Source organism: Chthonomonas sp. (genome assembly GCA_016788425.1).
Taxonomy (GTDB): Bacteria; Armatimonadota; Fimbriimonadia; order Fimbriimonadales; family Fimbriimonadaceae; genus JAEURQ01.
The window spans coordinates 101,917-127,590 of record JAEURQ010000001.1 but is presented as its reverse complement, the minus strand read 5'-3'; the positions used below and the strand labels follow the sequence as shown (position 1 = coordinate 127,590).

Annotated in this window: 23 protein-coding genes and 2 tRNA genes; 8 read left to right on the top strand and 17 right to left on the bottom strand. The window is 59.3% G+C overall.

What is annotated here, in order from left to right; all coding sequences use genetic code 11:
• Nucleotides 1–105 precede the first annotated feature (105 nt).
• On the top strand, nt 106–354 hold the full coding sequence (locus JNJ45_00635) for a hypothetical protein (GenBank protein MBL8047163.1): 249 nt from the start codon (nt 106–108) through the stop codon (nt 352–354).
• A 217-nt stretch (nt 355–571) separates the two neighbouring features.
• On the opposite strand, the gene JNJ45_00630 is transcribed toward JNJ45_00635, so the two are convergent.
• The 5 genes from JNJ45_00630 to JNJ45_00610 all read right to left on the bottom strand — a co-directional run bounded on the left by JNJ45_00630 (nt 572) and on the right by JNJ45_00610 (nt 5,260).
• Nucleotides 572–647: transfer RNA gene (locus JNJ45_00630), tRNA-Asn, on the bottom strand.
• Between the two features lie 57 nt (nt 648–704).
• Complete coding sequence (locus JNJ45_00625; protein ID MBL8047162.1) at nt 705–1,634, bottom strand: metallophosphoesterase; 930 nt, start codon at nt 1,632–1,634, stop codon at nt 705–707.
• A gap of 19 nt (nt 1,635–1,653) precedes the next feature.
• Nucleotides 1,654–2,325, bottom strand: a complete 672-nt coding sequence (locus JNJ45_00620; GenBank protein MBL8047161.1) for a response regulator transcription factor — start codon at nt 2,323–2,325, stop codon at nt 1,654–1,656.
• Nucleotides 2,322–3,443: a hypothetical protein gene (locus JNJ45_00615; GenBank protein ID MBL8047160.1), complete on the bottom strand. Its 1,122-nt coding sequence runs from the start codon at nt 3,441–3,443 to the stop codon at nt 2,322–2,324. The genes JNJ45_00620 and JNJ45_00615 overlap by 4 nt, the downstream gene beginning before the upstream one ends.
• Nucleotides 3,444–3,550: 107 nt before the next feature.
• Nucleotides 3,551–5,260 carry a sensor domain-containing diguanylate cyclase gene (locus JNJ45_00610; protein MBL8047159.1) on the bottom strand — a complete coding sequence of 570 codons (1,710 nt, stop codon included), beginning with the start codon at nt 5,258–5,260 and terminating at the stop codon, nt 3,551–3,553.
• A gap of 63 nt (nt 5,261–5,323) precedes the next feature.
• On the opposite strand from JNJ45_00610, the gene JNJ45_00605 reads away from it, so the two are divergent.
• Nucleotides 5,324–5,524, top strand: a complete 201-nt coding sequence (locus tag JNJ45_00605) for a hypothetical protein (GenBank protein MBL8047158.1) — start codon at nt 5,324–5,326, stop codon at nt 5,522–5,524.
• Here JNJ45_00605 and JNJ45_00600 read toward each other — a convergent pair.
• Both JNJ45_00600 and JNJ45_00595 read right to left on the bottom strand, forming a co-directional pair.
• Nucleotides 5,521–6,165 (bottom strand): hypothetical protein, encoded by a 645-nt coding sequence (locus tag JNJ45_00600; protein MBL8047157.1) that lies wholly within the window; start codon nt 6,163–6,165, stop codon nt 5,521–5,523. The two genes, JNJ45_00605 and JNJ45_00600, sit on opposite strands and share 4 nt — an antisense overlap.
• Before the next feature lie 4 nt (nt 6,166–6,169).
• The gene (locus JNJ45_00595; protein MBL8047156.1) at nt 6,170–7,690 is read right to left on the bottom strand and encodes a zf-HC2 domain-containing protein; all 1,521 of its coding nucleotides are present in this window, start codon (nt 7,688–7,690) and stop codon (nt 6,170–6,172) included.
• Nucleotides 7,691–7,790: 100 nt separating this feature from the next.
• Between JNJ45_00595 and JNJ45_00590 the strand changes: the two genes are divergently transcribed.
• Nucleotides 7,791–8,696 carry a hypothetical protein gene (locus JNJ45_00590; protein MBL8047155.1) on the top strand — a complete coding sequence of 302 codons (906 nt, stop codon included), beginning with the start codon at nt 7,791–7,793 and terminating at the stop codon, nt 8,694–8,696.
• Nucleotides 8,697–8,701: 5 nt separating this feature from the next.
• The gene (locus JNJ45_00585) at nt 8,702–9,826 is read left to right on the top strand and encodes a DegT/DnrJ/EryC1/StrS family aminotransferase (GenBank protein ID MBL8047154.1); all 1,125 of its coding nucleotides are present in this window, start codon (nt 8,702–8,704) and stop codon (nt 9,824–9,826) included.
• On the opposite strand, the gene uvrC is transcribed toward JNJ45_00585, so the two are convergent.
• The 5 genes from uvrC to JNJ45_00560 all read right to left on the bottom strand — a co-directional run bounded on the left by uvrC (nt 9,823) and on the right by JNJ45_00560 (nt 13,720).
• Nucleotides 9,823–11,682 (bottom strand): excinuclease ABC subunit UvrC, encoded by a 1,860-nt coding sequence (gene uvrC, locus JNJ45_00580; GenBank protein ID MBL8047153.1) that lies wholly within the window; start codon nt 11,680–11,682, stop codon nt 9,823–9,825. The two genes, JNJ45_00585 and uvrC, sit on opposite strands and share 4 nt — an antisense overlap.
• 36 nt (nt 11,683–11,718) lie before the next feature.
• Nucleotides 11,719–12,189 carry a crossover junction endodeoxyribonuclease RuvC gene (ruvC, locus tag JNJ45_00575; protein MBL8047152.1) on the bottom strand — a complete coding sequence of 157 codons (471 nt, stop codon included), beginning with the start codon at nt 12,187–12,189 and terminating at the stop codon, nt 11,719–11,721.
• A 5-nt stretch (nt 12,190–12,194) separates the two neighbouring features.
• On the bottom strand, nt 12,195–13,085 hold the full coding sequence (locus JNJ45_00570; protein ID MBL8047151.1) for an FAD-dependent thymidylate synthase: 891 nt from the start codon (nt 13,083–13,085) through the stop codon (nt 12,195–12,197).
• Between the two features lie 70 nt (nt 13,086–13,155).
• Nucleotides 13,156–13,231, bottom strand: a tRNA-His gene (locus JNJ45_00565).
• Nucleotides 13,232–13,264: 33 nt separating this feature from the next.
• A complete protein-coding gene (locus JNJ45_00560) occupies nt 13,265–13,720 on the bottom strand; it encodes a DinB family protein (protein ID MBL8047150.1) in 456 nt (151 codons plus the stop codon).
• Between the two features lie 134 nt (nt 13,721–13,854).
• On the opposite strand from JNJ45_00560, the gene JNJ45_00555 reads away from it, so the two are divergent.
• Both JNJ45_00555 and JNJ45_00550 read left to right on the top strand, forming a co-directional pair.
• Nucleotides 13,855–14,247 (top strand): hypothetical protein, encoded by a 393-nt coding sequence (locus JNJ45_00555; GenBank protein ID MBL8047149.1) that lies wholly within the window; start codon nt 13,855–13,857, stop codon nt 14,245–14,247.
• A gap of 114 nt (nt 14,248–14,361) precedes the next feature.
• On the top strand, nt 14,362–14,949 hold the full coding sequence (locus tag JNJ45_00550) for a helix-hairpin-helix domain-containing protein (GenBank protein ID MBL8047148.1): 588 nt from the start codon (nt 14,362–14,364) through the stop codon (nt 14,947–14,949).
• Between the two features lie 21 nt (nt 14,950–14,970).
• Here the strand turns inward: JNJ45_00550 and JNJ45_00545 are convergent, their stop codons facing one another.
• The 4 genes from JNJ45_00545 to JNJ45_00530 are packed head-to-tail and all read right to left on the bottom strand — an operon-like array spanning nt 14,971 to nt 19,876.
• A complete protein-coding gene (locus JNJ45_00545; protein ID MBL8047147.1) occupies nt 14,971–16,245 on the bottom strand; it encodes an alpha-L-fucosidase in 1,275 nt (424 codons plus the stop codon).
• Nucleotides 16,246–16,267: 22 nt separating this feature from the next.
• Nucleotides 16,268–17,383, bottom strand: a complete 1,116-nt coding sequence (prfB, locus tag JNJ45_00540) for a peptide chain release factor 2 (protein MBL8047146.1) — start codon at nt 17,381–17,383, stop codon at nt 16,268–16,270.
• Between the two features lie 6 nt (nt 17,384–17,389).
• On the bottom strand, nt 17,390–19,045 hold the full coding sequence (locus JNJ45_00535) for a ribonuclease J (GenBank protein ID MBL8047145.1): 1,656 nt from the start codon (nt 19,043–19,045) through the stop codon (nt 17,390–17,392).
• A gap of 3 nt (nt 19,046–19,048) precedes the next feature.
• The gene (locus JNJ45_00530) at nt 19,049–19,876 is read right to left on the bottom strand and encodes a hypothetical protein (protein MBL8047144.1); all 828 of its coding nucleotides are present in this window, start codon (nt 19,874–19,876) and stop codon (nt 19,049–19,051) included.
• A 61-nt stretch (nt 19,877–19,937) separates the two neighbouring features.
• Here JNJ45_00530 and JNJ45_00525 point away from each other — a divergent pair, with 61 nt between their 5' ends.
• Complete coding sequence (locus JNJ45_00525; GenBank protein MBL8047143.1) at nt 19,938–21,389, top strand: DUF1501 domain-containing protein; 1,452 nt, start codon at nt 19,938–19,940, stop codon at nt 21,387–21,389.
• A complete protein-coding gene (locus tag JNJ45_00520) occupies nt 21,386–23,881 on the top strand; it encodes a DUF1553 domain-containing protein (GenBank protein MBL8047142.1) in 2,496 nt (831 codons plus the stop codon). Before JNJ45_00525 ends, JNJ45_00520 begins: the two co-directional genes overlap by 4 nt.
• Before the next feature lie 33 nt (nt 23,882–23,914).
• Here the strand turns inward: JNJ45_00520 and JNJ45_00515 are convergent, their stop codons facing one another.
• Nucleotides 23,915–25,672: a tetratricopeptide repeat protein gene (locus JNJ45_00515; GenBank protein MBL8047141.1), complete on the bottom strand. Its 1,758-nt coding sequence runs from the start codon at nt 25,670–25,672 to the stop codon at nt 23,915–23,917.
• Between the last annotated feature and the right edge of the window lie 2 nt (nt 25,673–25,674).

Below are 25,674 nucleotides of genomic sequence, written 5' to 3'. Positions count from 1 at the left end.
TGTTGATCGTCCGGGAATCGCGGCGGGGTTTCAGAATTTCTGAGGTTTGCATAAGAAATCTTTGACGCCTGTTCCGTTGGGGCTCGGTTTGACGAAGAGACTAATGTGCTGATTTACGAACCACATTCGTACTTGGATGTTGAAACTCCGCTCGGTCGCGGGAACGTTTGGCTCGTGAAAGATTACGGGCTTGAGATGGATACCTTTTACACCGTGATCATCCGCGAAGGCGATCACGCGGGGCAGATTTTCGACTTCAGTAACAGCGACGTGCGGGTGACGGCGAACTACACGCTGCATCGCGGGAAGTGGCGCGATCTCGCGGAGAAGATTAGGAAGGCAGAATCCAAGTAACTGCGTGATGTTGCGGCCCAAAAGAAATGATCGTGTTGCTATCAAGTTAAAGAATTACTGCTTGCAACCGACTTAACGCCTTCTACTGGCAAGTGTGCCTCTGGAGAATCACCAGGGTATACGAGACCAACTTAAGCATGCGCGAACGATTTGGCGTTCCCGAGCACAACAGTGCTGCAATCTCTAGGTTTGGAAAAGATCGCAACCGAAATGAAAATGGCTGCCGCAACAGGACTCGAACCTGTGACCCGCTGATTAACAGTCAGCTGCTCTACCAACTGAGCTATGCGGCAACGTCGATAGGGTTATACCCCACCGCCGAAGATTATTGGCGGCGGCGAGGCAATTCATCAGGCCTGCGTTTTCCAGCCGTACTTCATGTACTCGTGCCGGAACGTGCCGTCCCGGAACAGGTCGATCACCGAGTAGCCGTAGGTGCATTCGTAGTAGTCGCCGCCCCACCAGCCGCCGCAAACCGCGCCCGCGCACACATAGGTCACGCCGTTGTAAAGAATCTGGTCGTGCAGGTGCTCGTGGCCGCTCACGCACAGTTTCACGTTCGGATGCTTGGCGAAGAGGTCCTTAATGCGGCGCGCGTCAATATGCATCCAAGCGCCGGGGATCACCCAGTTGCCGGTCTTTTCGTTCTCACCATCGAACATGCTGCACACCGCCAAAATTGGGATGTGGCTGAGCACGAAAATCGGCGTCGTCTTCGGGGTTTTGGCGAGGTCGTCGGCTAGCCAGGCAAACTGCTCGTCGTCCAACCGCGCGGTGTAGCCATTGCCCTCGGTCTTGCGGTGAGTGCTGTCGAGCACCACAAAATGCCATCCCGCGCGGTCGAAACTGCGATAGGGCTGGGCGAGTTCCAGACGGTCTTGCGCGTAGGCCTTGCCAAACTTGGGCTCGTTGCCATATTTGCCAATGTCGTTCCAGCCCCACACATCGTGGTTGCCCAGGCAGTGCTCCACCGGCAGGCTACAATTTTGCCGAAACACCGAGGTGAAAATATCCCACTGCTGCTTCAGGCGGGCGGGGTCCGCGCCCAGGCTGTCCATCACCAAATCGCCGCCGGTCATCACCAAGTTTGGCTTGTCCTTGAGCGATTGCGCGTGCGCCAAACACGCCTCCAAACCCTGTTGCGCCTTGCGTTCGGGCTGCACATGAATATCCGTCAGGTGCGCAATACGCAACGCTCGCTTGGGCGCGGCCAAGGTCGGCGTGGCCTGGGCAAGGGCGGGGATGGCGGCCGAGGCGACAAGGAATTCGCGACGATTCATGTTCGCAGTATAGCCAGCCTTAGGCGGTAAATCGGTAGCCGACGCCACGAATCGTAATGATCCGCACCGGATTGGCGGCATCCGGCTCGATGCGTTGCCGCAACCACCGCACGTGCACGTCCACGGTTCGCGGACTCACAAAGGCGTCCTGACCCCACACGCGGTCGAGAAGCGTGTCGCGACCAAACACCTGGCCGGGATAGCGCATTAGAAAGTAGAGCAGCTGAAACTCCTTCGGCGAAAGGTCCAGCGGCTTGCCATCCATCATGGCCTCGTGTCGGCTCGGATCCAGGCGCAGGTTGCCGCTTTCGACGGCGTCCACGGGCTTGTCCGAATTCGTGCGCCGCAGCACGGCCTTCACGCGGGCCGCGAGCTCGGCCAGATTAAATGGCTTGGTGATATAGTCGTCGGCGCCCATTTCCAGGCCCGTCACGCGGTCGGAATCGCTGGCCCGCGCGGTGAGAAAAATGATCGGCACCTGGCTCTCTTTGCGGATGGCGCGGCACAGTTCAAAGCCGCTGCGCTGCGGAAGCATGGCATCCAGCAGCAGCAAGTCGGGTTTCACCTGGCGATGAATCCGCATGCCTTCCTCGGCGGTCGGGCACGAAAAAACCGTGTACCCTTCGCGGCGAAGCTTCAGGGACACGGTTTCTACGATGGTGGGTTCGTCTTCTACGAGCAGGACTTTCATGTCGCGATAATCTCAACATTGGCGCGCGGCACTAGGGCCTCGTCACCATTGTCGAGCTTCGCTTGCAACACCCGTACTTCTGTCCCCGACTCCACCACCATGAGCTGCGCAGGCAGCCCGGTGACGGTTCCGAGGCGACCGAAATACGGTTCGCGAATCACCCGGATCGGCGTACCGATCTTTAGTTCCAAGGCGCCCCCTGCTGCGCGGGCATCTCCAGATAGCGAGGAATCGGGGCTAATCATTTCCGGTCGGATAACACCCGCTCGAATCTGAGTCGCACCATTGATGCTCGCTGTTCGCCCTTCCATCGATTGGAGTAGCTTGAACGTCCGATCTGCCATGTTGAGGTAGCCGAAGCCTTCAGTCACCACGAGCGTGGTGTTGATGGGCTCTTGGCCGGTGATGGCCACGCCAATGTCGTAGCCTAAAAAGTGGGTGAGGTCGCTATCCTTGATGCCGCCGACAATGATGCCGATGACGCCGAGCTCGTCGGCCTTCTTCATCGCGCTGAACGTGATTCCCGCGCCGCCGATAAGGATCTTGCCCTTATCCGTGTCGTGGATGTGCTCGGGCTCCAGAATCTGGTCTGGCCCGCTGGCCGCGCACCGGATCGGGCCGTTGCGTTCGCCGCCGATGCCAAAGATTCCTTGCACCAGTGCGCCGCGCGTTTCGATAATCGCGCCTTCGCCGTCAATCACCTCGGCGACCTTGCCATCGACGTAGGCGGAAATGTCCACCGGAATCGGGGCCTCGCGAATCAGCATGTTGCCGGTGATATCCGACATGGATTCGATGGTGCCTTCAAACTCGGCCAGCACCTTGCGTTTGCCGAGGCCGAAGAATCCCTTGGTTTCGCAAAGCAACTGCCCTTTTTCGAGCTTGTCGCCTTCCTTCACTTCGAGAAATGGCCGCGCTTCCTTGGCTTCTACCCCGAGGAGGTCGGCGATCTTCATCGTCTGCAAGAGGCCTGGCAAGAGGGCTCGCGCCACAGCCGAGTCGCTCGTCACATGGTCGCCAACTTTGACCAAGACTTCCCCCTTAATCGGAAGACGACGGACGCGGCGGACAATGACGTCTCCGCTGACGGTTAAACCTGGCGTGTATGCGCTACCCAATGTGAACTCCTACTAGAGTTCGCATTTTACATGGAAGATCGGTTGTCAAGCTACGCCGCCCAACGAAAGGGCTGAATTCACTGTACTAACCGATGGTTAAGGCGGGGTTAAGCCACCGATTCTTTTCGCTGGTCAAAATGCGTGACTTGGTTTCGACCACCCGCCTTGGAGGCATACAGCGCCTGGTCGGCATCGCGAATCAGCTCGCTCGGCTGCGAGTAGGCCGCGCCAAGCGTGGCCACACCAAAGCTCGCCGTGACTTCTCGGTTCGGCCACGTCGCCTGCTCCAGAGCTACTCGGGCGAGTTCCGTCACTTGCATCGCGGTCTGGGCCGGCATGCCGGGCAGAATCACGACAAACTCTTCGCCACCGTAGCGGGCCACGTAGCCTTTGTCGCCGATGGTTTGGGCGAGAATCTTGGCGACTTGCCGCAATACGGCGTCGCCGGCGGGGTGACCAAACTCGTCGTTAAACTGCTTAAAGCGGTCCACGTCCAGCAGCACAAGGCTCAGATCGCCGCTCGTGACTTGCGTCTCCTTGTAACTGCGCTCGAGGGTCTCTTGGAACGCGCGGTGATTCATGAGGCCGGTCAGGCCGTCGGTGGTCGCGAGCGCGGTCAGCTTAAGGTTGAGCGTGCGCAGTTCTTCGCGGCTCTCGGCGAGTTCGTGCTCGCGAATCTTCAGGGCCGTGATGTCGGCGTTGGCGATGATGACGCTGCTGATGGCGCCGCTTGCGCCCTTCATCGGCAGCAGGTTCACCATGGCGGTGTAGCGGCTTCCGTCCTTGCGGGTTTCTTCCATCTCGACGCCGTTGATTTCTTCGCCCGCCATCACGCGGTCAATGTAGCCGCGGATCAGTTGGTGATCGCCGCCGGCATACACTGTTTCGTAAATGGACTTCATGTAGACCTCAAACGGCGCGAAACCGGTAAGTTGTTCGGCGGCGGTATTCCACTCGTAGATCACCCCGTGCGCGTCGCAGGTAAAACATCCAATCGGCAGACCGGCAAAAAGTTGTTCAAAGCGGCGACTCGCCATGTGCGAGAGGTTAAGCGCCGTCTTGGCCTCGCTAAGCGAATCGGCCAGTTTGCCCTTCGCGCCTTCGAGCTCACGAATCGCCCGGTTCAGGCGAGCAAGGTTGCCCTTGGTCATCACGAACACGATAAACAAAAGCGTGATGATGATCGGCAATGAGCACGCGACCGTGATCTTGGCGTAGAGCGCGTCGCGCTTCTTGATTTCGCCTTCCATGACGTCGGCGACCTTGCGCAGCGAGTCGCGGAACGGGTCGGTGACCTTGGCCATCTCGGCGAGTTTCGAGCGCAAGGCCGGCGTGTCGCCGTCAGCGGTCGGGTTCTCGCGCAGGAAGGTAAAGCCCTCGACGAGCTTGGCGTAATACTTGTCGCTCTCGGCGAAAGCCGCGCCAAACAAGGTGCTGGGCGGCGTTTCGAGCCCGATGCTGGCATCACCCAGCACTAAAATCTTTTGGCGGCTTTGCCACTCGCCGAGTTCGCTCACGAACTTGTCGAGGGTCTTGGCGCCGTACTTGGGCGTTACTGCGACGCCGCGAGTGCGCGGCGATCGGCGCGATTCCGAAACGACCATGGCTTGCTTGCTCAGGCGTTCGGCCCCGGCGTGTTGTCGCTCCAAGAGGGTGAGGAATTTGGCTTGGCTGTGGCTGGTTCGATTGAACCAAAGCGTGGTCAGGCCGAGCACCGCGAGACTCGCAATCAGGGTTGCCGTGGCCAGGATGCTGAGATAGCCCAATAGCCGCGCCTGTTTGCGCTCGTCCGGAATCTTCGGGGTTTGTTTTGCCATTCCTTGCAGTTTATTGTTGGCGCGTTTTGCGCGGAATCTTAGCCAAACGGTAAAACTCGGAAAGTGAGGCGGTTTTTTGCCCGATGGCGCATGTTCTCGTGGCGCGCCGTGAACATTCTGCTGGTCGCCTGCGGTGTGCTCAGCCTCAGCGGCGGATGGCAGCTTTGGAAACAAGAAGACGGCCCCACGCCGATGAGCATCATCATGCTCCTAGCGGGGGCCTTCCTTTCCGGGTCAGGAATCCGAGCGCTTTGGCGCGCTTAGTGTTTGTCCGTTTTCGCGGTCGCCGGGACGAGATTGATCGTGCCGGTCTCGGTGAACACGGTTTGTAGAGTTAGGGCTTCGGTGATCATCTTGAGGCCGTAACCGAGCGATGACTTCTTCAGCACGAGGTCGAGCGCGTACTTCGGCACGTCCGCGTGGATCGTAATCGTCACGCCCGTTTGCTTGCCAAGTTCCGCCGCAATCGTGCGCAGGTCCGTCCGCAGAAAGTTGGTGTTCACCGTTTTCTTGAGCACCGTTGCGTTAAGGCGACCGGTCGGTTTGGCCGCCGGGGCTGCCGTCGTCGGCGCGTGCGGGCTGGGCTTGTTGCCCGCCTTTTGCGTGAAGAAGTAGATGTCGTTTTTGAGCGTGTAGTCCAAACTCGACTGCTTGCAAATCACCTCGAGAACCTCGTCAAACTCCATGCCTCGCAGAGCGAGAAAAAGCGAGCCTTTGACGTTGTGCTCGACCACGTAGCTGCGGCCCGCTTGAATAAAGAGGTCGTGCAGAATCTCACGGACGTCGCGGCCTCGCGAGCTGATGGTGATCGTGCCCTGGTCAATCTTGACGTCGGCTTGAGCGAGCCCAGCGCCGGCCGACATGGTCAGCGCGAGCAGGGCAATGAACTTGGTTAGAGTCTTCATGAGGTTAGTTGATCGGATTCCCGTGTTCGTCGTAAATCTTGAGTCCGCCGCCTGAGGGTTTCGGTGCGCTCGGCTTTTTGGCGACGGGCTTTTTGGCCGTCGTTCGCTTGGGCGCGGCGTGAGAGGTGGCCGGTTTGCGACGCACGCTGGTCTTCGGCGCGGTCGGTTTGTGGCTGACTTCCTTCTTGTGGCCAGTTTGCGGTTTGTGGGTTGTGCTGCCTTCGCGAGCAACCATGTAGCTGTTCTCCTGCGAGACGCTCGGCGTGGCCTTGGGCGCCTTCTTTGGCTCCGGAGCGTGCTCATCGCCGTGAGCGGTTTCGGCAGCAGCCGCCTTTTCCGAGGCACTGGCAAACTTGTTCATGCGCGCTTTCATGGCGGCGCTGGGGTCTTCTTCGGCGTGCGGATCGGCTTCGGCGTGAGCGTCGGTTTTCACCGGCTCTTCGGCATGCTCGTCCGTTTTTGGTTCCGTCGCATGCTCATCCGTTTTGGGCTCAGCGTGCTCATCGGTTTTCGGCTCTTCACCGTGAGCATCAGTTTTGGGTTCGGCATGCTCGTCGGGTTTGTGCTCGTCGGGCTTGTGTTCGTCAGTCTTCGGAGCTTCCTGACCGTGGGCAGCGCCATCTGTCGGCGGCACTGCGCGTTCACCGAAAATGGTGCTCGGATTCTTGGCGAAGGTCGTCATGGCGACCAGCACCAAACCGAGGCTGGCCGAATAGGCCATGGTCTTGAGATTCTTGCCAAGCAGAATAGGCAACCCTTCCACACGGATGCGAACTTTGGGCTTTTCTTCCTTCGGCTCTTCCGGGGCTTCGGCCACCACCGGAATGGCGTCTTCGTTGGCCACCGCAACTTCCTCCACCACCGGAGCGGCGACGGGTAGCGGAATGTTGGCGAGCAAATCGTCGAGGTGAGAATCGTCAATCCCGCCATTCAAAATCGCGTCGGTTTCGGCGTCGCTCACGGTCGGAGTCACCGGCGCGGGGGCCGCGGCGACCACGGGCTCAGGAGCGGCGGCGACGTTCGCCGTGGGCAATTCTTCTTCGTCGAAAACAATCTCCACCGCGCTGTTGCTCGTGGCGGTGATGGGTTCGGGTTCGAGCATGGCCGCAATCTGGTCGGCGCTCAGAGCGGTATTGTCGGCGACCGGCTCCGCGTTCGCGGCGTCCATCATCGCCGCGATCTGGTCCGGCGTCAATACAGCGTTGTCATCGACATCCGGGAGTGGATCAGCGACCGGGGCGGCGTTGGCGGCATCCATCATCGCCGCGATTTGATCGGCGCTGAGGACCTCGTTTCCGTCGGAAATAGGCTCGGCAGTGGCGGGCGAAGGCGTGGCCGAGTCGTTGTTGTTGGCGAGCTCTCGCATGAGCTCTGCGCGCTTTTCCTCAAGCAAGGTCGTGCAATCCGGACACGCCGCGAGGTGCGTTTCCAACTCGGATTGTTGCTCCGCCGGCAGGTCGTCACCCGCCAGATAGCGGCCAACCAACGCTTGCGCGGCGAGACATTCGAACTTTTCGGTATCCATTCCTAAGAATCCACTTGAGGTTTTTTGCCTCCGAGTAAACGGGTGCAATTCAGATTCTTGGGCATTTATCGCGGTTTCTTTAGGGCGGTATTCTCGACTCGTGCAATCCGCCGAGACTTTGCCCCGGCCCGAGTGGGGTCGCTACTTCGCCCTCATCGGGGGTCTGTTTGTGCTCCGTCTCATCGTGGACCAAATAGCCGTCACCAACCCCGTGGTGGCGCACATCGGTCAGGTGCTGGTCACCGCGCTCTTTTTGATCGGGCCGATCGTAGCCACATTTGTCGCCGCGCGGTGGCTCAACGTGAGCCGCTCGTTGGTTCTGTTCCTCGTCGGAGTGGCGCTGCATGTGCTTGGCGTGTTGGCGAGTCAGGCCATGGGCAAGCAGCCGAGCTTCGGCAAGGTCGTGCTGGAATCGTTGGCCATGGCCGGGCTGAGTTGCTGGACAACCGGTCTCGGCGGCCTCGTCGCCTCGATCATCAAAGACAAGAACCTGATTCCGCCGATCGCGATTTTCCTCGCCGGGTTCGACATGTTCCTGATTTTTAACCCGACCTCGATTACGCAGGTCATTCTTAAGCAAAAGCCGGAGGTGTTTCAGGCGGCGGCGTACCAAATTCCCACGTTCGGCATCGGCCCGGCGGCGTACGTTGGCCCCGCCGATTTCTTCATCATCGGCCTGCTGTTCGTCACGATCTTTCGGTTCGACATGCGCGCGCGCGCCACGCTCAAGTGGACGTGCATCACGCTGTTGGCCTATATGCTGATCGTGCTGTACCTCGGCGAGTTCTCGCTGGGGCCGGTGAGCCTGGGGCAACTTCCGGCGCTGCTCCCCATCGGCCTCACGTGCCTCATCGTCAACTGGAAGGAGTTCCGCATGGCACCCGCTGAGCGCGGAATGACGGCCTTTGTCGCCGTCATCGCGATGGCTCTCGCCGGATACGGCATCTACCGGGCGAGCCAGCCCGCGCCAATTGTGTCGCCCGCGCCGGTCAACCAAGTAAAATAGAGGGCATGTCTCTCGCTCCCCAAAAGCCCAGCGTTCCCTTTTTTAACTACCGAGGTGCCTTTGCCAAGGACCGCGAAAAGTTCATGGAGATCATGGGCGACGTGCTCGATCGCGGCGCGTTCATCATGCAAAAGGATGTCTTCGATTTCGAGGCAAACCTTGCGAAGTTTGTCGGCGCAAAGCACGCGTTTGGCCTGGCCAATGGCACCGACGCGATTCAGATTGGCCTGATGGCCGGGGGCCTCAAGCAAGGCGACGAAGTCCTGTTCCCGAGCCACACCATGGTGGCCACGCCCAGCGCGATCGCGATGGCGGGCGGAGTGCCGGTGCCGGTGGAAATGGGCGCCGACCACATGATGGATCACACCGATCTGGAGCGCCATATCACCAGCAAAACCAAGGCGATTTGCCCCGTCCAAGTGAACGGCCGCACCTGCAATATGGACGCGATTCAGGCAGTGTGCGATCAGCACGGCTTGTTCATTGTCGAGGATGCCGCGCAAGGACTTGGCTCCAAGTGGAAGGGTCGCTCGGCGGGTACCTTCGGCGCGGCCGGCACGTTTAGTTTCTATCCGGCCAAGGTGCTCGGGTGCTTCGGCGATGGCGGCGGACTCGTCACCAACGACGACGAGGTCGCCGATAAGGTGACCATGCTTCGCGACCACGGTCGCCGCGCGGATGGCGAGATTCGCACGTGGGGCTTCAATTCGCGCCTGGATAACATGCAGGCCGCGATTCTTAACTTCCAACTCGCGACCTACGACGAGGTCATCGCGCGTCGCCGCGAAATCGCCGGGCTCTACCAGTCGCTGTTGGGCGACATGGAGCAACTGACCTTGCCGCCCGCGCCCGACGCCGACCCGGACCACTTTGACGTTTACCAAAACTACGAAATTGAAGCGGACCGCCGCGACGAGCTTAAAGCACACTTGGGCGAAAACAATATCGGCACGCTCATCCAATGGTCGGGCAAGGCGGTGCACCAATGGCCGGGCCTTGGCTTCAAGGTGAGCCTGCCCAAAACCGAGCGGTTCTTTGAGCGCTGCCTGATGATTCCGATGAACATGACGATGACCAACGACGACGTTGCCTACGTCGCCGAGACGATTCGCGGGTTCTACTCGGCCTAGGTTTCGCTGAGGATATTGTGGATCCTCTCCGCCAGCCCCTTCGTCATGGTGGGGACGGCGGCGAGGTCATCCACGCTCGCCCTTGAGATCGCGTCGAGCGACCCGAACGTTCGCAATAGCAGCCGCAACCGGCGCGGGCCCACGCCCGGAATCTCCTCTAGCGCGGAACCGGTCATGCGCTTGCTGCGAACCTTGCGATGGAACGAAAGCGCGAATCGGTGCGCCTCGTCGCGCAAGCGGCGAAGCAACAGCAGGCCGGGCGACATCATCGGCAACTCAACGTCGCTGTACTCATACTTCCCTTCGCCAACCGCGAACGGAACGATAATGAGTTCCAAACGCTTGGCCAGGCCGACCATGGGTACCGTGAGGCCGAGTTCGTCGCGAGCCTTGAGTGCCGCGCCGAGCTGGCCTTGCCCGCCGTCGATCATGATGAGGTCGGGCAGCGGGGCGAATTTGGGATCGCCATCCAAGAACCGGCGCAAACGTCGCATGAGCGTCTCGTTCATCATCGCAAAGTCGTTCGGCGTCTCCGGCTGATACTTGATCGCGAACTTGCGATACTGCGATTTCGCGGCCTCGCCGTTTTCGACTACCACCATGCTGCTGACCGGGGCTGTGCCCTGCACGTTCGAGATGTCGTAGCCCTCGATGCGCATGGGCGGAGTCGGCAGCCCCAACACCTCGGCGAGTTGTGTTGTCGCTTCTTCGACCCAGGCTTCTTTTTGCTCAGCTTCTTGCCGATAGCTCGTGAGCGCCTGCTCGGCATTGTCGGCGGCCATCTCCAGCAGGCGCAGCTTCTCGCCGCCCTGCGGAACCTCCACCGTGATCGCCGAACCGCGCTTTTGGCGAAGCCACGCCTGCACGATTTGGCGCTCCTCAATTTCGACCGGCAGCAAAACCTCGCGCGGGACCTCGGGCGCTTGGGCGTAGTATTGCTTCACAAACTCTTGAACGGCTTCGCCCGGCGAGGCTTCCTGCGCGCCATCGAGAATGAATTGCCGGGTACCGATGAGCTTGCCATTGCGGATGTAGAGCATCTGCACCGCCGCGCCGCGCTCGTCGTTGACAACGGCGATGACGTCGCGGTCCTTGCCGTCGGCGGAGAGCACCTTCTGCCGCTCTTGCACCTGCTCCACCGCTCGAATGCGGTCGCGGAGCTTGGCCGCGAGCTCAAAATCGAGGTCCTCCGAAGCCTTGCGCATCTGCTTTTCGATGCGGGTGACCAGGTCGTCGTGCTTCCCCGCCAAAAACCGCTCGACCTCGGCGATGATCTCCTCGTACTGCTTGCGGTCGGCCAATCCGGCGCACGGCGCAAGACACTGGCCCAGATGATAGTAAAGACAGGGGCGTTGCTCGTCGCGGCCACTCCAACTTTTGCCGCACGGAATCAGCGGGAAGGTCTTGTGCAGAAACTGCAGCGAATCGCGCACCGCCCATGCGCTGCTAAACGGGCCGAACACGCGCCCCGCGCCGCGACGGGGGTTGCGGGTGAACAGGACGCGCGGAAAGTTCTCCTTCGTGATCATCACGTAGGGGTAGCTTTTGTCGTCGCGCATCCGCACGTTGTACGGCGGGCGATGCTGCTTGATGAGGTTGCATTCCAGCACCAGCGCTTCGAGCTCGCTCGCCACGATCACCGTTTCGATGTCGCGCACCTTGTGAACTAGGCGCTCAATGCGCGCGCTGTGGCGCGCGGAATCTTGGAAGTAGCTACGCACCCGCGACCGCAGATTGATCGCCTTTCCCACGTACAGCACATTGCCATCCTCGCCGCAATAGATGTAGCAGCCGGGCTTGGTGGGCAGGTTCGCCAAGCGTTCTTGCACTTGGTCGGTGAGTTTGCGCTTTCGCACGAGTGTTCTACGCTTTAGTCTACATGAACGCGCGACCTAAAATCGCGTGCGAAATGCGTGAGTGATCGCGATGGCCAGGGCGTCGGCCACATCGTCGGGCTTGGGTGGCGCGGGCAGGCTCAGCAACCGTTGCACCATAAACTGCACCTGCTTTTTGTCGGCATTGCCATTGCCCACCACGGCTTGCTTGATCTCCGGCGGCGAGTATTCGGTCCACGGCAGCCCAAACTTGCTGATGACGAGCAGAGCCACGCCGAGCGCCTTGCTCACATCCATGGCCGTGGTCTTGTTGACCGTAAACAGCAACCGCTCGGTTGCGACGGCGTCCGGTTTGTGCGCCGCGATGACCGCGGAAAGCTGCTCTTCGATGAGGCGCAGACGATCCGGCAATTGAATCTGCGGCGTCTTGACGAGCTCGTGATGCACGTTCTCGAGCCGCGAACCCACGCGCCGGACAAGGCCGACGCCCATGCGCTCCAGACCGGGATCGATGCCAAGAATGACCACGGCGCCTAGCTCAGCGCGGCGGCTGTGGGTGGCGCGAGGTCTTCCACTTCGCTGGCTGGTTCCGCCACCTGCATCTTGGCGAGCTTGGCTTCGAAAATCGCCGCCGCGCGCCCGTCGAGGCCGTGAGGCTTGCCGGCGATGAGGTTCGCCAAGGCGGCAGATTCGGCTCGGCTGAACTTGACGCTGCCCACCAGATGTTCTTCGAACGCTTCGTAGGCGAGTGGCGCGACGGCTTGCGCGCACGTGGCCATGGCTTCGGCGAACACCCGGATTTCGTACTGCGCGTGCGCATCGAGCCGCAACCAAAGGAATCGGAACAGGTTGTGCAGGTCAATTTGCCAATACCACTCGGTGTAGAGCGACAGCGGCAAGTTTGCGCGCGCGACTTCGCGGGCGAGTCCGCTCTCCATCATGCCCGTGTAGTGGCTGTAGAGTTGGCGCTGATCGGCGGCCATTTCGTCGATCATGGTTTGGGCCAGCGCCGGGTCGAGTTGCTCGTCCGAACGCGCTTGCTTGTTACTTTCACTTTGGAAGCTCATCTGCCCCGGCTCGGGGACATAGAACTCGTCGCGCATGATGGAGTACCGGCCGCTGATTTCGTTGAGGCGGGCCGTCCGGTGTCGCACCCATTGGCGCGCCACGAAAATCGGCATCTTGCAGTGGAAGGTCAGCACAACTTGCTCAAACGGCGAGGTGTGCTCGTTGCGCAGCAGGTAGTGGATGAGGCCACGGTCTTGGCGGTAGCTCTTGGTGCCCGCGCCGTAGCTGACGCGCGCCGCCTGGACGATGCGCTCGTCGCCGCCCATGTAGTCCACCAGCCGAACAAATCCCTTGTCGAGGCACCGGAGTTCTTTCTCCAGGAGGGCTTCTGCTTCGGGGACGACAATGCGCGACATGACCTAATCATAGGTCGCCCCAATGTTTATAACCTGGGGAATGATGACCACAAAAATTTGAAAATTGAAATGGGGCGGATAATGGGTCTCGAACCCACGACCTCCTCTTCCACAGAGAGGCGCTCTAACCCCTGAGCTATACCCGCCGAGCTACGCTCATTATGACCGAACTGACGGCTCTAACGCACACCCCATTCCCAAAATCCGAACGCAACTTTGTCGCTGAGCGGGTGGCCGAGCTGCCGCAAAGCCAGCTCAACCTGCGCCCGATGGAAGGTCTCGTGCGAGATGAGATAGCCGAGGTAGCCCATGGGGTGCGGCTTGAATCCCTTGACTCGCCCCGACGCCAACCCTTGCTCCAGCAGCACCGTCATGGCGGCGTCGCTCGCCGTAAGCTGGGCGCGCACCTCCTCCATGGTGGGGTCTTCCAGTTTGTCCAGGCCCTCCAACTGCTCGGGTGCCGCCGACTTGAGCCACATCCGTCGCACGTTGTGAATGTGCGCGAAGTGCCCCGCCGGCGACTTGGACTTCGGCACCTTGAGCAGCCACGCCTCGGGCGCGATGCCATCGAGCATGTAGTGATTCAGGCGGGCGCTGATGGCCCAGGTTTCGAGATAATGCGCTTCTTCGAGCATGGCGATAGGCCAATTATGGCTCTTATACCAACCGGTCAAACCACATAAATTTCGCCGCCGCTCCCCTAAGAAATCCGTGAGAATCGGCCCTGCGCCGGTTCGAGAGTCGTTTAACTAAGTGGAGGTATGAAGAAATGAAGTTTTCGAATACGATAACCAAATCGATCGCGCTGTTGAGCGTGTCGAGTATGTTGCTGACGGCGGTGCCCACCACCGCGATGGCGCAGAGCCGCGAGGAGAAGCGGCGCGAACAGAAGAAGGAAGAGTGGAAGAAGATCGGAATTGGTTCCGGCTTGCTGGGCCTAGTTGGCTTGGTGACCAAAAACGGGACCCTAACATTCCTTGGTGCGGGTGGGGCCCTATATTCGGCCTACCGATACGAGGAAGACCGCAAGAGCAAGAACCGCGCCGCTCAGGCTCGCTACAAGGCTTATAACCGGTCCACCGTGTGGCACAACGGTAAGAAGTATGTGCGCAAGACAACTTGGAAGAACGGCAAGAAGTATTACTACTTCGCTCGTGCCTAGTAACCCTCTGACCACCGGCGGCGGGACCTCTCCCCCGCCGTCTTTTTTGTGCAAGTTTGGTAGACATGTCCTCACTTTTTCTGGGTTGGTTGGACGGCCTATAGTGTAGGTTGAATGTCGGATTTGTCGTCACGCCAAAAAGCGGGGATCTCGACGCTGTTAGTTTCGCTAACCGCGGTGGCGGGATTGGCGGGCATTTCGTTGAGCAAAGGCGGCGGCACGAGCACCCGCTTTTCGCCGGGCGACATGGTGGTGCAGATCGGCGGATCCGTGCGTAACCCGGGCACTTACAAGCTCGCGCCGGGGGCACGCATGGAGGATGCGGTTGCGCAGGCAGGCGGCCTGCGAAAGGACGCCGACCAGGATGGCGTGAACTTGGCAAAGCGAGTTCGCGATGGCGAGCGGATTTATGTTCCGAGCCTCGGCGAAGAGACTCCACCGGCGATGACCTACGTTCCGGATGGCGCGGCGACCCCTTCCTATAGTCCGCCGCGGAATTCGGGACCGACCGGTCCCATATCCATAAACACGGCGAATCAGGCGGATTTGGAATCGTTGCCCGGGATCGGCCCGGCTATGGCCACGCGCATTTTGCAGTACCGCGTGCAGATCGGCGGGTTCCGCACGATTGAGCAGCTCAACGATGTCAAGGGCATCGGCGACAAGACGCTGGCCAAGCTTCGACCATATTTGAAGCTGTAATTTCGTTCGGCACCCTAATGATTATTTAGAACCCAATCGGTCCATAAATACTTTAACCGGTTTGAGTTTGGCGGTCGTACCGGTTTTGGCGCGGACAATCACTCGCAGTTCATTGGTGGTGAATCCTTGGGTTTCAAGCAAGCGGCAATTACCAATGGTTGTGCCCTCGGCCAGCTTGACCCACTGATTGTTGATGTTGGCCTCCAGCCGGAATGCGCGCACCGCCTGCCCTTGACTCATGTCTTCGCGGAGTTCGATTAGGTTGCCCGTCACCGCTCGTCCAAAATTCACTCTTCCATCTTTGGGTGAGGTGGTGGCGATTGGCCGGAACGTTTCGTCGCGCCACTTGCGGAACTGTTGCAACGCCGCGACATCTGGGGCGGCGATTTGGCCGGTTCGATCCGGCGGAACGTTCAAGAGCAAGTTGCTTCCTCGCCCGACGGACTTGAGCCACAGGCTCCGCAGCTGAGCCAGGTTCTTCACTTTGCTATCCTCCTCAGGGTGATAAAACCACCCCGGACGGATGCTGACATCGCACTCGGCGGGCCGCCACACATCGCCATCCTCGTGGCCCGTGCCGAGCTCGACCGTGTGCGGCGTCGCCATTTCGAATCGGTCGCTACGCACCGTGTTCCAATTCGTCAGGCTCGCCTCGCCCGACTCGTTGCCGACCCAACGGATGTCCGGCCCGGCGTCGGAGAACATCACCGCGTCCGGCTGATTCTTGCGGACAATGCCCTGGAATCGCGGCCAATCGTACACTTGCCGCTTGCCGTTCGGCCCTTCGCCGTTCGCGCCGTCGAACCACACCTCGAATAGCTCGCCATAGTTGGTGGTGATCTCCTCCAACTGTCCGGCGTAAGCGTCGTTGTATTCCGGCGTGCCATAGAGCGGGTGGAACCGGTCCCACGGCGAGAGATATAACCCCAGTTTCAGGCCATACCGGTCGCACGACTTACGGAGCATGGCAATGAGGTCGCCGCGCACCGCGCTCTGCGTGATGTTGTGGGCAGAAAACTTGGTCGGCCACAAGCAGAGCCCATCGTGATGCTTGGCGGTGAGAATCACGGCGCGCATTCCGGCTCCCTTGAATGTCCGGCACCACTGATCGGTGTCGAGAGCGGTAGGCGCGAACAGGCTGGGAGACTCGTTGCCCAGACCCCATTCGCGATTGGTGAACGCGTTCACGCCAAAGTGTACAAACGCGTAGTAGTCCAGCTCGTGCCAGGCCGCCTGACTCGCGGTGGGAACGGGATTGGCCATCATGGCAGCGACGAATGCAAGGGCAGCCAACATTTTGAAACCATTTGCCTCCTAACTATTCAATAAACGAATCTTCGCTCGGCGGACGCTTGAGGAACGCCTCGATAAAGCCGTCGATGTCGCCATCCAAAACGGCGGTGGTGTTGCCGGTTTCGTGGCCAGTGCGGTGATCTTTCACCAATGTATACGGTTGAAGCACGTAGCTGCGAATCTGGCGACCCCATTCGGCGGGGCCGCTGTCGCCCTTCAGATCGTTCATTTTGCCGAGGTCGATCAGTCGCTGGCGCTCGGCCAATCGGGCGGCCAAAACGCTCATCGCGGCCGCGCGATTTTTGTGCTGGCTGCGCTCGTTTTGGCAGTTGACGACGATGCCGGTCGGGATGTGCGTGAGGCGCACCGCTGATTCCGTCTTGTTAACGTGCTGACCGCCCGCGCCACCGGCGCGGAGGGTTTCAACCTTTAGGTCGTCGGGGTTAATCACGACATCGGACTCCTCGACTTCGGGCAGAACCTCGACTTTGGCAAAGCTCGTGTGCCGCCGCGCCGCGCTGTCGAACGGCGAAATGCGCACCAGGCGATGCACGCCGCCTTCGGCTTTCAGGTAGCCGTAGGCGTTGGTGCCCGAGATCATGATCTGCACGCTGCGGTAACCGGTGACATCGCCGAGGGTTTCGCTCAGCAATTCGTACTTAAAGCCTTTGCGCTCGCACCAGCGCAGGTAGAGCCGGTAGAGAATGCTCGCCCAGTCGCAGGCTTCGCTTCCGCCAGCACCAGCGTTGATTTCCAAGATCGCGTTACGACCATCGTGTTCGCCGCTCAGCAGAGTTTCGAGTTCGTAGGCGTCCAGGTCCTTTAGGAACTTCGCGGACATTTGGACCACTTCGGTTCCTAATTCCTCGTTTGGCTCCAACTTTAGCAGTTCGCTTAGCTCAATTAGGTCGTCGCAAGTCTTGCTGAGTTTGTCATAAGGTTCCACTCGGTTTCTTAATCCCGAGAGAACCTGTAGAGTCTTGTTTGCGCTCGTGGGATCATCCCAAAAGGTCATGCTTGCGCTTTGCTCCTCCAGTTCAGCGATCTGCTTTTTCAGACGCGGCTGATCGAGGTGGTTGCGAATCATATCCAGCTTCGCGCGCGCCTCTTGAAGTTCGGAAAACTGTTCCGGAGTGAGCATGCCGACTTAGACCTCCACCACTGTGGGGACGACGAGCGGCCGCATCTTGGCCTTGCGATTCACGAAGATGCGAACCGTCTCGGCCGCCACGCGCTTGACGCTCGTCACGTCGTGCAAGTCGCTCGGCTTAAGCTCGTCGAGCGCTTCGGCGAGCACTTCCACGGCATCTTGCACAATCTTGTCCGGCCCAGCGAAGCCGCGCGTTTCGATCGTCGGCGCACCAAGAATCGCGCCGCGCTCCACGTCAACAGCGATAATCGGAATGAGGATTCCGTCCTTCGCAATCGAAAGGCGATCGCGCAGCACGTCATCGTCAATTCCCGTGTTGCCCGCGTTGTCCACCAGCACTTGACCGCAGGGCTGCAACTCACCCATCCAGGCGTCTTTGTCATCAAATTCCAAGGGATAGCCGTCGGTCATGGTGAAGATGCGGTGGTCGGGATAGCCCATGCGCTGCCCGAGTTGGCGATAGACAAACTGGTGTCGCGGCTCGCCGTGCACGGGCGCCAGGTAGAACGGCCGCGTCAGGTTGATCATCATCTTGATCTCCTCTTGATACGCGTGTCCGCTCACGTGCACCGGGTCGGTGTCGTCGTAAATTACGTTCGCTTCCAAGCGGAACAAGCGGTTGATGACCCGCCAAATCGCGCCCTCGTTCCCGGGAATCGGGCGCGCCGAATAGACAATCGTGTCCCCCGCCTTCAGGCGCAAGCGGCTATATTCCTCGCGCGACATCTGGCTCAGGGCGGCCATCGGCTCGCCTTGGCTTCCGGTCGAAAGGATCACCAGCTTGTTATCGGGAATGTTGTGCGTCTGATCGAGCTTCACCCACGTGTCCGCCGGAATCTTGATGTACTTCAGCTTATTGCAAAGGTCAATCGTGTTTTCCATGCGACGCCCGGCCACGGCCACCTTGCGACCGGTTTGGTGCGCCACAGTAAACGCCTGTTGCATGCGGTGAATGTTGCTGGCAAACGTGGTGAGCAACACGCGGCCCGGCGCGTTGAGAAACGCCTTTTGCAGACCCGCCGAAACGGTTGTTTCGCTAGGACCCCAGCCCGGACGATCCACGTTCGTGCTGTCGCTAAGCAAGCAAAGTACGCCTTGCTTGCCGAGTTCGCTCAGCCGCGTAATGTCGGTGAGCTTGCCGTCGACCGGCGAGAAATCGAACTTGAAGTCGCCCGTAAACAGCACGACGCCGAGCTCGGTGTGCACGGCCACGGCCCCGGATTCGGGAATGCTGTGCGTGATGCGGATGAGCTCGAATTCGAGCTTGCCGACCTTGACCATTTCGCCGAACTTCACAGTTTGGAAGTCCAGAGTACGCACGTCAAGCTTGTCTTCCAGCTTCATTTTGAGCATGGCGAGCGTAAACTCGGCGCCGTAGATCGGGCACTTAATGTCGCGCATAAGGTAGCTCACCGCGCCGATGTGATCCTCGTGCGCGTGAGTCAACACGAGACCGCGAATCTTCTCCTTGTTTTGGCGAAGGAACGTGAAGTCGGGGATGACAATGTCAACGCCGGGCATTTCTTCGTTCGGGAACGAGAGGCCGCAGTCGACGATGAGGATGTCATCGCCTTGGATGACAGCCGTGCAATTGCGGCCAATTTCGCCGCTTCCGCCTAAAGGCAGAATTCTGAGTTTTGGTTCTGTATTCATGAATTAGAAACTGAGTGGCTGAAAAGCCAGTGAGTAAGTGACCGGGTTGAGATATTGCATCCCGGCGGGAATGGCGGCCTTGGGGTCCAACTTGCGACCGTGGCTTGCCGTGCAGTAGCCACTAAACCCGCCAAAGCTAGGTACGAGCGCCTGGTACGATTCCACGACCGGGAATACTTGACCAAACAGTCCCTTAATATCTTCGAGCGAGTAGGGGCAGAAAACCAGGTTATCTGCCTGAGTGACAAGCAGCCCTTGCGGCTGCAACAAACGAGCTAAGTCTTGATAAAACTCCTTGGTGAAGAGCATCTCGCTGATTTCGCCTTCTTCATCTTCGTAAGTGTCCGTCGAATCCACGACGATAAGGTCGTAGGGTTTAAGGTCTTGCTTAACAAACGGAAACGCATCGGCGATGTGCAGGTGCACACGTGGATCGTCAAATGCGCCCGCGCTCAGCGAAGGCAAATGTTGCCGACAGGTATCCACGACCAGCTGGTCGATTTCAACCATGTCAATGTGCGTCATGCTCGCGCTTCGGCACAGTTCGCGAATCACGCCACCATCGCCTCCGCCGACCACGAGGGCGCGGCTCGGACGGTCCAGGTTCATCAACGGAATCTGGACGAGCCCTTCGTGGTAGGCCTTTTCATCGAACTCGGTGAGCTGAATGTGGCCATCCAAAAGGAGCATGCGCCCGAAGATTTCCGTATCAAAAATCTCAATGGATTGGTAGGGTGATTGGCCGCGAAAAATCACATCGCGAACTTCCACCGTCTGCGACAATTTCTCTCCGCGAATGGGGAAAGTAAATGCCGTCAAGTCAGTTGGCATGACCAATAGATTACCCGATTTGACCCTTTCCCCCAATCCAAAACCCTGCTAAAGTAGCGTTGTGGATTGGCTCCAGCGCGAACTCAACGAGGAGGAGATGAAGCTGATGACCCGCCGGCAACTGTTTAGCCGCGTCGGCTACGGCATCGGCTGGCTCGCCCTTGCGCACCTTATGGATGGCCAGGCGCTCGCCGCGCCCAGCATGCTCGATGTCCGCGGCCCGCACTTCGCACCGAAAGCCAAGCGAGTGGTGTTCATGTTTATGGCCGGTGCCCCTTCGCAGCTCGACCTCTTCGAGCCGAAGCCGGTGCTCATGGCCAACCACATGAAGCCGTGCCCCGACGAATACATCAAGGACGAGAAGTTTCCGTTCATCGTCGGCAAACCGAACCTGTTGGGCTCGCCTTATAAGTACAAACAGCACGGTCAGAGCGGCGCGTGGATCAGCGAAGTACTGCCCCACATCGCCCAGATTGCCGACGACATCACGATTGTCCGTAGCATGAGCACCGAGCAGGTGAACCACGCCCCCGCGCAGATTTTCATGAACACCGGGTTCCACTTGCCGGGTCGGCCAAGCATGGGTTCGTGGATGACCTACGGCCTGGGCACCGACTCGAAGGACCTGCCCGGCTTCCTGGTGCTTCTCTCCGGCCAAAACAACCCCGATGGCGGCAAATGCCTTTGGTCTAGCGGCTTCCTGCCGACGCTCTATCAAGGCGCAGAATTCCGTGCGAAGGGCGATCCGGTGATGTTTCTCAACAACCCCGATGGCGTTTCGGACGCCATGCGGCGGCGCGCGCTCGACACGCTCAAGGAGATGAATCAGCAGAACTTTGAGATGGTGGGCGACCCGGAGATTGCCACGCGCATTAACTCCTTTGAAATGGCGTATCGCATGCAGTCCAGCGTGCCCGACCTCGTGGACCTCAAGCAGGAATCGCAGGCGACCCTCGACATGTACGGCGCCAAACCCGGCGAGCAGAGCTACGCGAACAACTGTCTGTTGGCCCGCCGCATGCTGGAGCGCGGCTCGCGATTTGTGCAGCTTTATCACCGCGGATGGGATTCGCACGGGACCGGCGAAGGCGACGACCTGATGCACAGCTTCCCGCATCGGTGCCGCGAGGTAGACCAAGCCTCCGCCGCGCTGGTGAAAGACCTGAAGCAGCGCGGAATGCTCGACGACACGCTTGTCATTTGGGGCGGCGAATTCGGCCGCACTCCCATGAACGAGGCGCGGCACGGGTCCACCTACCTCGGGCGCGACCACCATGGTCGGGCGTTCACCATTTGGATGGCGGGCGGCGGCACCAAGGCGGGAGTCACCGTGGGCGAAACCGACGATATTGGTTACAACATCACCGCCGACCCGATTACTGTGCACGACCTGCACGCGACGATTTTGCACCTGATGGGGCTCGACCACACCAAGCTGACCTACCGATTCCAAGGTCGCAACTTCCGACTCACCGATGTGTTCGGCGAGGTCAAGGAGAAGCTGCTGCGATGAAACACGCCTACGGACTACTGGCGTTGGCCGCCGCCTTGCCGATCGCCGCGACCACCGTGCAGACCACGACCGCCAAGCCGCGCGTTTCGTTCAATGCCGAGATCGCGCCCCTATTCCGCGCGAATTGCCTCGGCTGTCATGGCGTCGAATCACCGGCCGCCGGGCTCAATCTCACCTCGACCAAAAGCATCGCACGAGTGGTGGTGCCCCACAATCCCGGCGCGAGTGTGCTTGTTCATTCCTTGCGTGGAATCAAAGGCAAGAATCTGATGCCCAAAGGCTTCCCAGCCCTGGCTCCGGCGCAAGTCGAATTGGTCTCGCGATGGATCAGTGAGGGCGCGCACTTCACCGACCCCGTGGACTTCGCGACGGAAGTGCAACCGATCCTTAAGGCCGCGTGTTACTCGTGCCACTCCGACGATCCCAAAGCCGGTCTCGACCTGCGCGACGCGAAGCAGCTGCTGGCTCAGCTCTCACCGGGGAATGCCGAAAAGAGCAACCTGTTTCGGCGGGTGATGGGTTACGACGGCAAGCCGCAGATGCCGCGCGGATTCCCGGCGCTGCTCCCCGCGCAAAGCGATACGCTCCGCCGCTGGATCAACGAAGGCGCGAGCTTCGCCGCGCAAGCCCGAGCCAAACCGAAGCATTGGGCGTATCGGCCATTGACCATGCCGGCGGTGCCCAAGGTTGCGGGCGTCACTCAGCCGATTGACGCCTTTGTGCGCCAACGGCTCGCCACCGAAAAGCTCGCACCGAGCCCGGCCGCCGATCGTTACACGCTGCTGCGACGAGTCTCGCTGGATATCACCGGGCTGCCGCCGAGTCCGGCGGACATCCGCGAGTTCCTGCGCGACACTTCGCCAGGCGCGTACGAAAAGGTCGTGGACCGGCTCCTCGCGAGCCCGCAGTACGGTGTGCGGCAAGCCCGGCCTTGGCTGGATTTGGCCCGCTACGCCGACTCCAATGGGTTCGAAAAAGACGAATCGCGCGTGATTTGGCCTTGGCGCGATTGGGTGGTCAATGCCCTGAACGCGAACATGCCGTACAACCAGTTTGCGATTGAGCAACTCGCCGGTGACCTACTGCCCAACGCGACCCAAGAGCAGCGCATCGCGACCGGGTTCAACCGCAACACGATGCAGAATATGGAGGGCGGCGTGGACGAAGGCGAGGCGATGTATAACGTTTTGATCGACCGCGTCAACACGACCGCGACGGCGTTTATGGGCAGCACAATGGCCTGCACGCGGTGCCACGACCACAAGTTCGACCCGCTCACCCAAAAGGACTACTTCGCGATGTACGCGTACTTCAACAAGCCGAACGTCCGCAAGGTCGGCGAGGGCTTTGAGGAGACCTGGTACGAAGACGAACTACCGGTTTACCAACCCGGCCAACGGGAGGCGATCGAGAAACTCCGCGCTGCTCGCCAAGCCGAGACCAATCCCGACCGCGCGAGGCAACTGGACGCCCAGATTCGGCAAGCCGAGCAAGCGGTGGTCAAGACCCTGGTGATGCGCGACGACCCGAGCATCGGCATCCCGAAGACCTACATTAAGCGGCGCGGCGAATACAAAGGCGATTCGGTGCCGGTGCAACCGGCGACCCCGGCCACGTTCGGCGCGACCCCCGCCGGTTTGCCGAAGAATCGCCTCGGCCTTGCCCGGTGGTTGGTGTCGCCGCAAAACCCGATGGCCGCGAGGGTCCACGTCAATCGCATTTGGGAGCAGGTCTTTGGCCGCGGCATCGTCGAAACGACCGAGGACTTCGGGACCCGCGCGAGCGACCCCTCACACCCCGAACTGCTGGAGTGGCTCGCCGCCGACTTCGTGCGCGGCGGTTGGGATCAAAAGCGGCTTCTAAAGACCATCGTCATGTCGGCGACGTATCGCCAGTCATCGCGAGTTTCTCCCTCGGCCCTGGAGCACGACCCGCAAAACGTGCTACTGGCGCGGGGTCCGCGCTTCCGCATGGAGGCGGAAATGATCCGCGACACGGCCCTCTTCAGCGCCGGTCTGTTGTCGCTCAAACGTGGCGGGCCTAGCGTGATGCCGCATCAACCCGATGGCGTTTGGAACACGCCTTACAGCGGCGAAACTTGGCGGCAGAGCACCGGTGCCGACCTCTATCGTCGCGGGCTCTACACCTTCGCCAAGCGCACCTCGCCCTATCCCAGCTTCGGCACGTTCGACGCGCCGAGTCGCGAGGAGTGCACAATCCGCCGCATCCGCACGAACACGCCGATGCAGGCGCTGGCCCTGATGAACGACCCCATGATGGTGCAGGCGTCGCGTGCGCTCGGGGCTCGCATGGCGGGCACGGCGGGCTCCATCGAGCACAAGCTCGGCACCGGAATGTTGTGGGCGCTGTCGCGTCCGGCGCGTACGGACGAAATCGCCAGTCTGCGGCGTCTGCTCACCGACCTCAAGGGCGACTGGTCGGTCGTCGCGAGCGTCATTTTGAACCTCGACGAAGCGATCACGAAGTCGTAAACAAACAAGAGCCACCCCCTTGCGGAGGTGGCGCTACGCGGCGCTGTTTGGCGATGTGGTAGTCAAAGTATCGCTTATTACTGTTGGCAACATGTTATGCTCCTTCAAGTAATTTAGCTTCTCGCCGTCAAAGCCGAAAACACAAACACTACCGCTAGAATTTGCACGAATAAAATGATACATGAAAAAATTCAAGATATCGGACGACAAGTTTCTGCCTGGCGTTTGGCGCATAATCACTTGCTCGTAGCAACATAATATTACTGAGATACCCTCCCGATGCTGCTTCCGCAGTGCGAGGATCCCCACATCTCTGAGCAATTCGGCGACACAGAGATTGTCACGCATTGACCCTTTACAAAGGGAGATGAGTGCATTATCATTCTTGAGGAGTAATGATATTACAGACTCTTCATCCAGCAAACACAACTCGAGCCAGAGTCTCATCAGAAGTGCTACGTCCTCAGGGAAGTCATTACTCGTACGAAGCAAACCATTCATCAACTTAGTGACTTCGCTTTCGGCCGCCTTCGCTTCCTGGTACTTTAGTAGCATGCTCCTAGAAATCCGGAGAGCAGCCACATGTGCGCCCTCATGAAGGCAAGAGTTCAGGCACTTTTGAATCCAGAACCGCGAATCATCATAATCACCCATTGCTAGACATATCCAGCTTCTTTGTTCCTGAGCCATCCACAGACTCCTCGCAAGCGGTATTGTCCTTCTCCCTTCTAGTGCGAGGTCAGAAAACTCAACTGCTCGCCGAAAGTCACCCTTTCTAAAGTAGCACAGAGCCAGGTTTGCCGGAACCGATGGATCGCAGCCTGGTCCAAAGCGCGGCTGTTGATCCGCGATGATAAAATCAAAATCACGCTTTCTGTAGGCCACCTCAAGTTGAATCCTATGCCATTCTCCCTCCATACCATCAATCTGCTGAACCAAGGTAACCTGATCGGCGAAGTTGCCCTCAAGCATAGCGCTTACCAACCGTCCGAGTTTGGTGAGATTGCTCATCACTTTGCCCCTCATTGCATCCGCAGTGTTAGGCCCAGAACGTGCGATCGAGATCGTATCTGCAACGATGCTTGAGAATTCGCGCAAAACATCTCCTTCGACTTTAGCGCTTCTGGCAATTTCGTCCGAGATTTCCCCTGCCCGTACCAACTTGCCCGAGTAAAGTGAAGTGGCGAAATCTGCGAGCAACTCGAGAGATTGGATGTGTAACTGATCGCGCATTTCAGAAGCTTCGCGATTGTAGACAACTGGTCGCGAAGCCAACTCCTTATTCGGATATTCTCCGGATAGATACTTCCGAACTAGTTCTTCAATATCATGCTGCAAGTGGTGATCATTTCGATACTTAGCAAAAATGAAGTCTGGAGAGACTTTCTCAACAAATTTTGAAACTCGGGAATCAGTCGTGTCGGATCCTCCTTCTCTTACGAAAAGTGCTATGTGGAGTGCCGCTGTTCCAGTATCTCTTATCTGTTTCGTCCGCAGGTCACAAGCAACGTGAAACTCTTCCTCGCAATAGCTTCCTATACCAGGTATATCGCTTTCGCGACCAAGAGAAAGTCCAACTGGTAGTAAGAAGAGTTCGCAATCTGCGATCAGCCCGTTAAAAACATCCTGAACTCGTTTCGGACTCTGAGGGAGTACGGCATTCCATGCTACCAACTCCACCTGTACATCACAACCCTCTGACATCTTCTTGAAGCTCTTTTTGAGCTTGCCCCTTAGGCGAGCGAACTCACTCGTGTGAGCGAAGAAGACGCGAAGCTTACGGTTAGCCATCT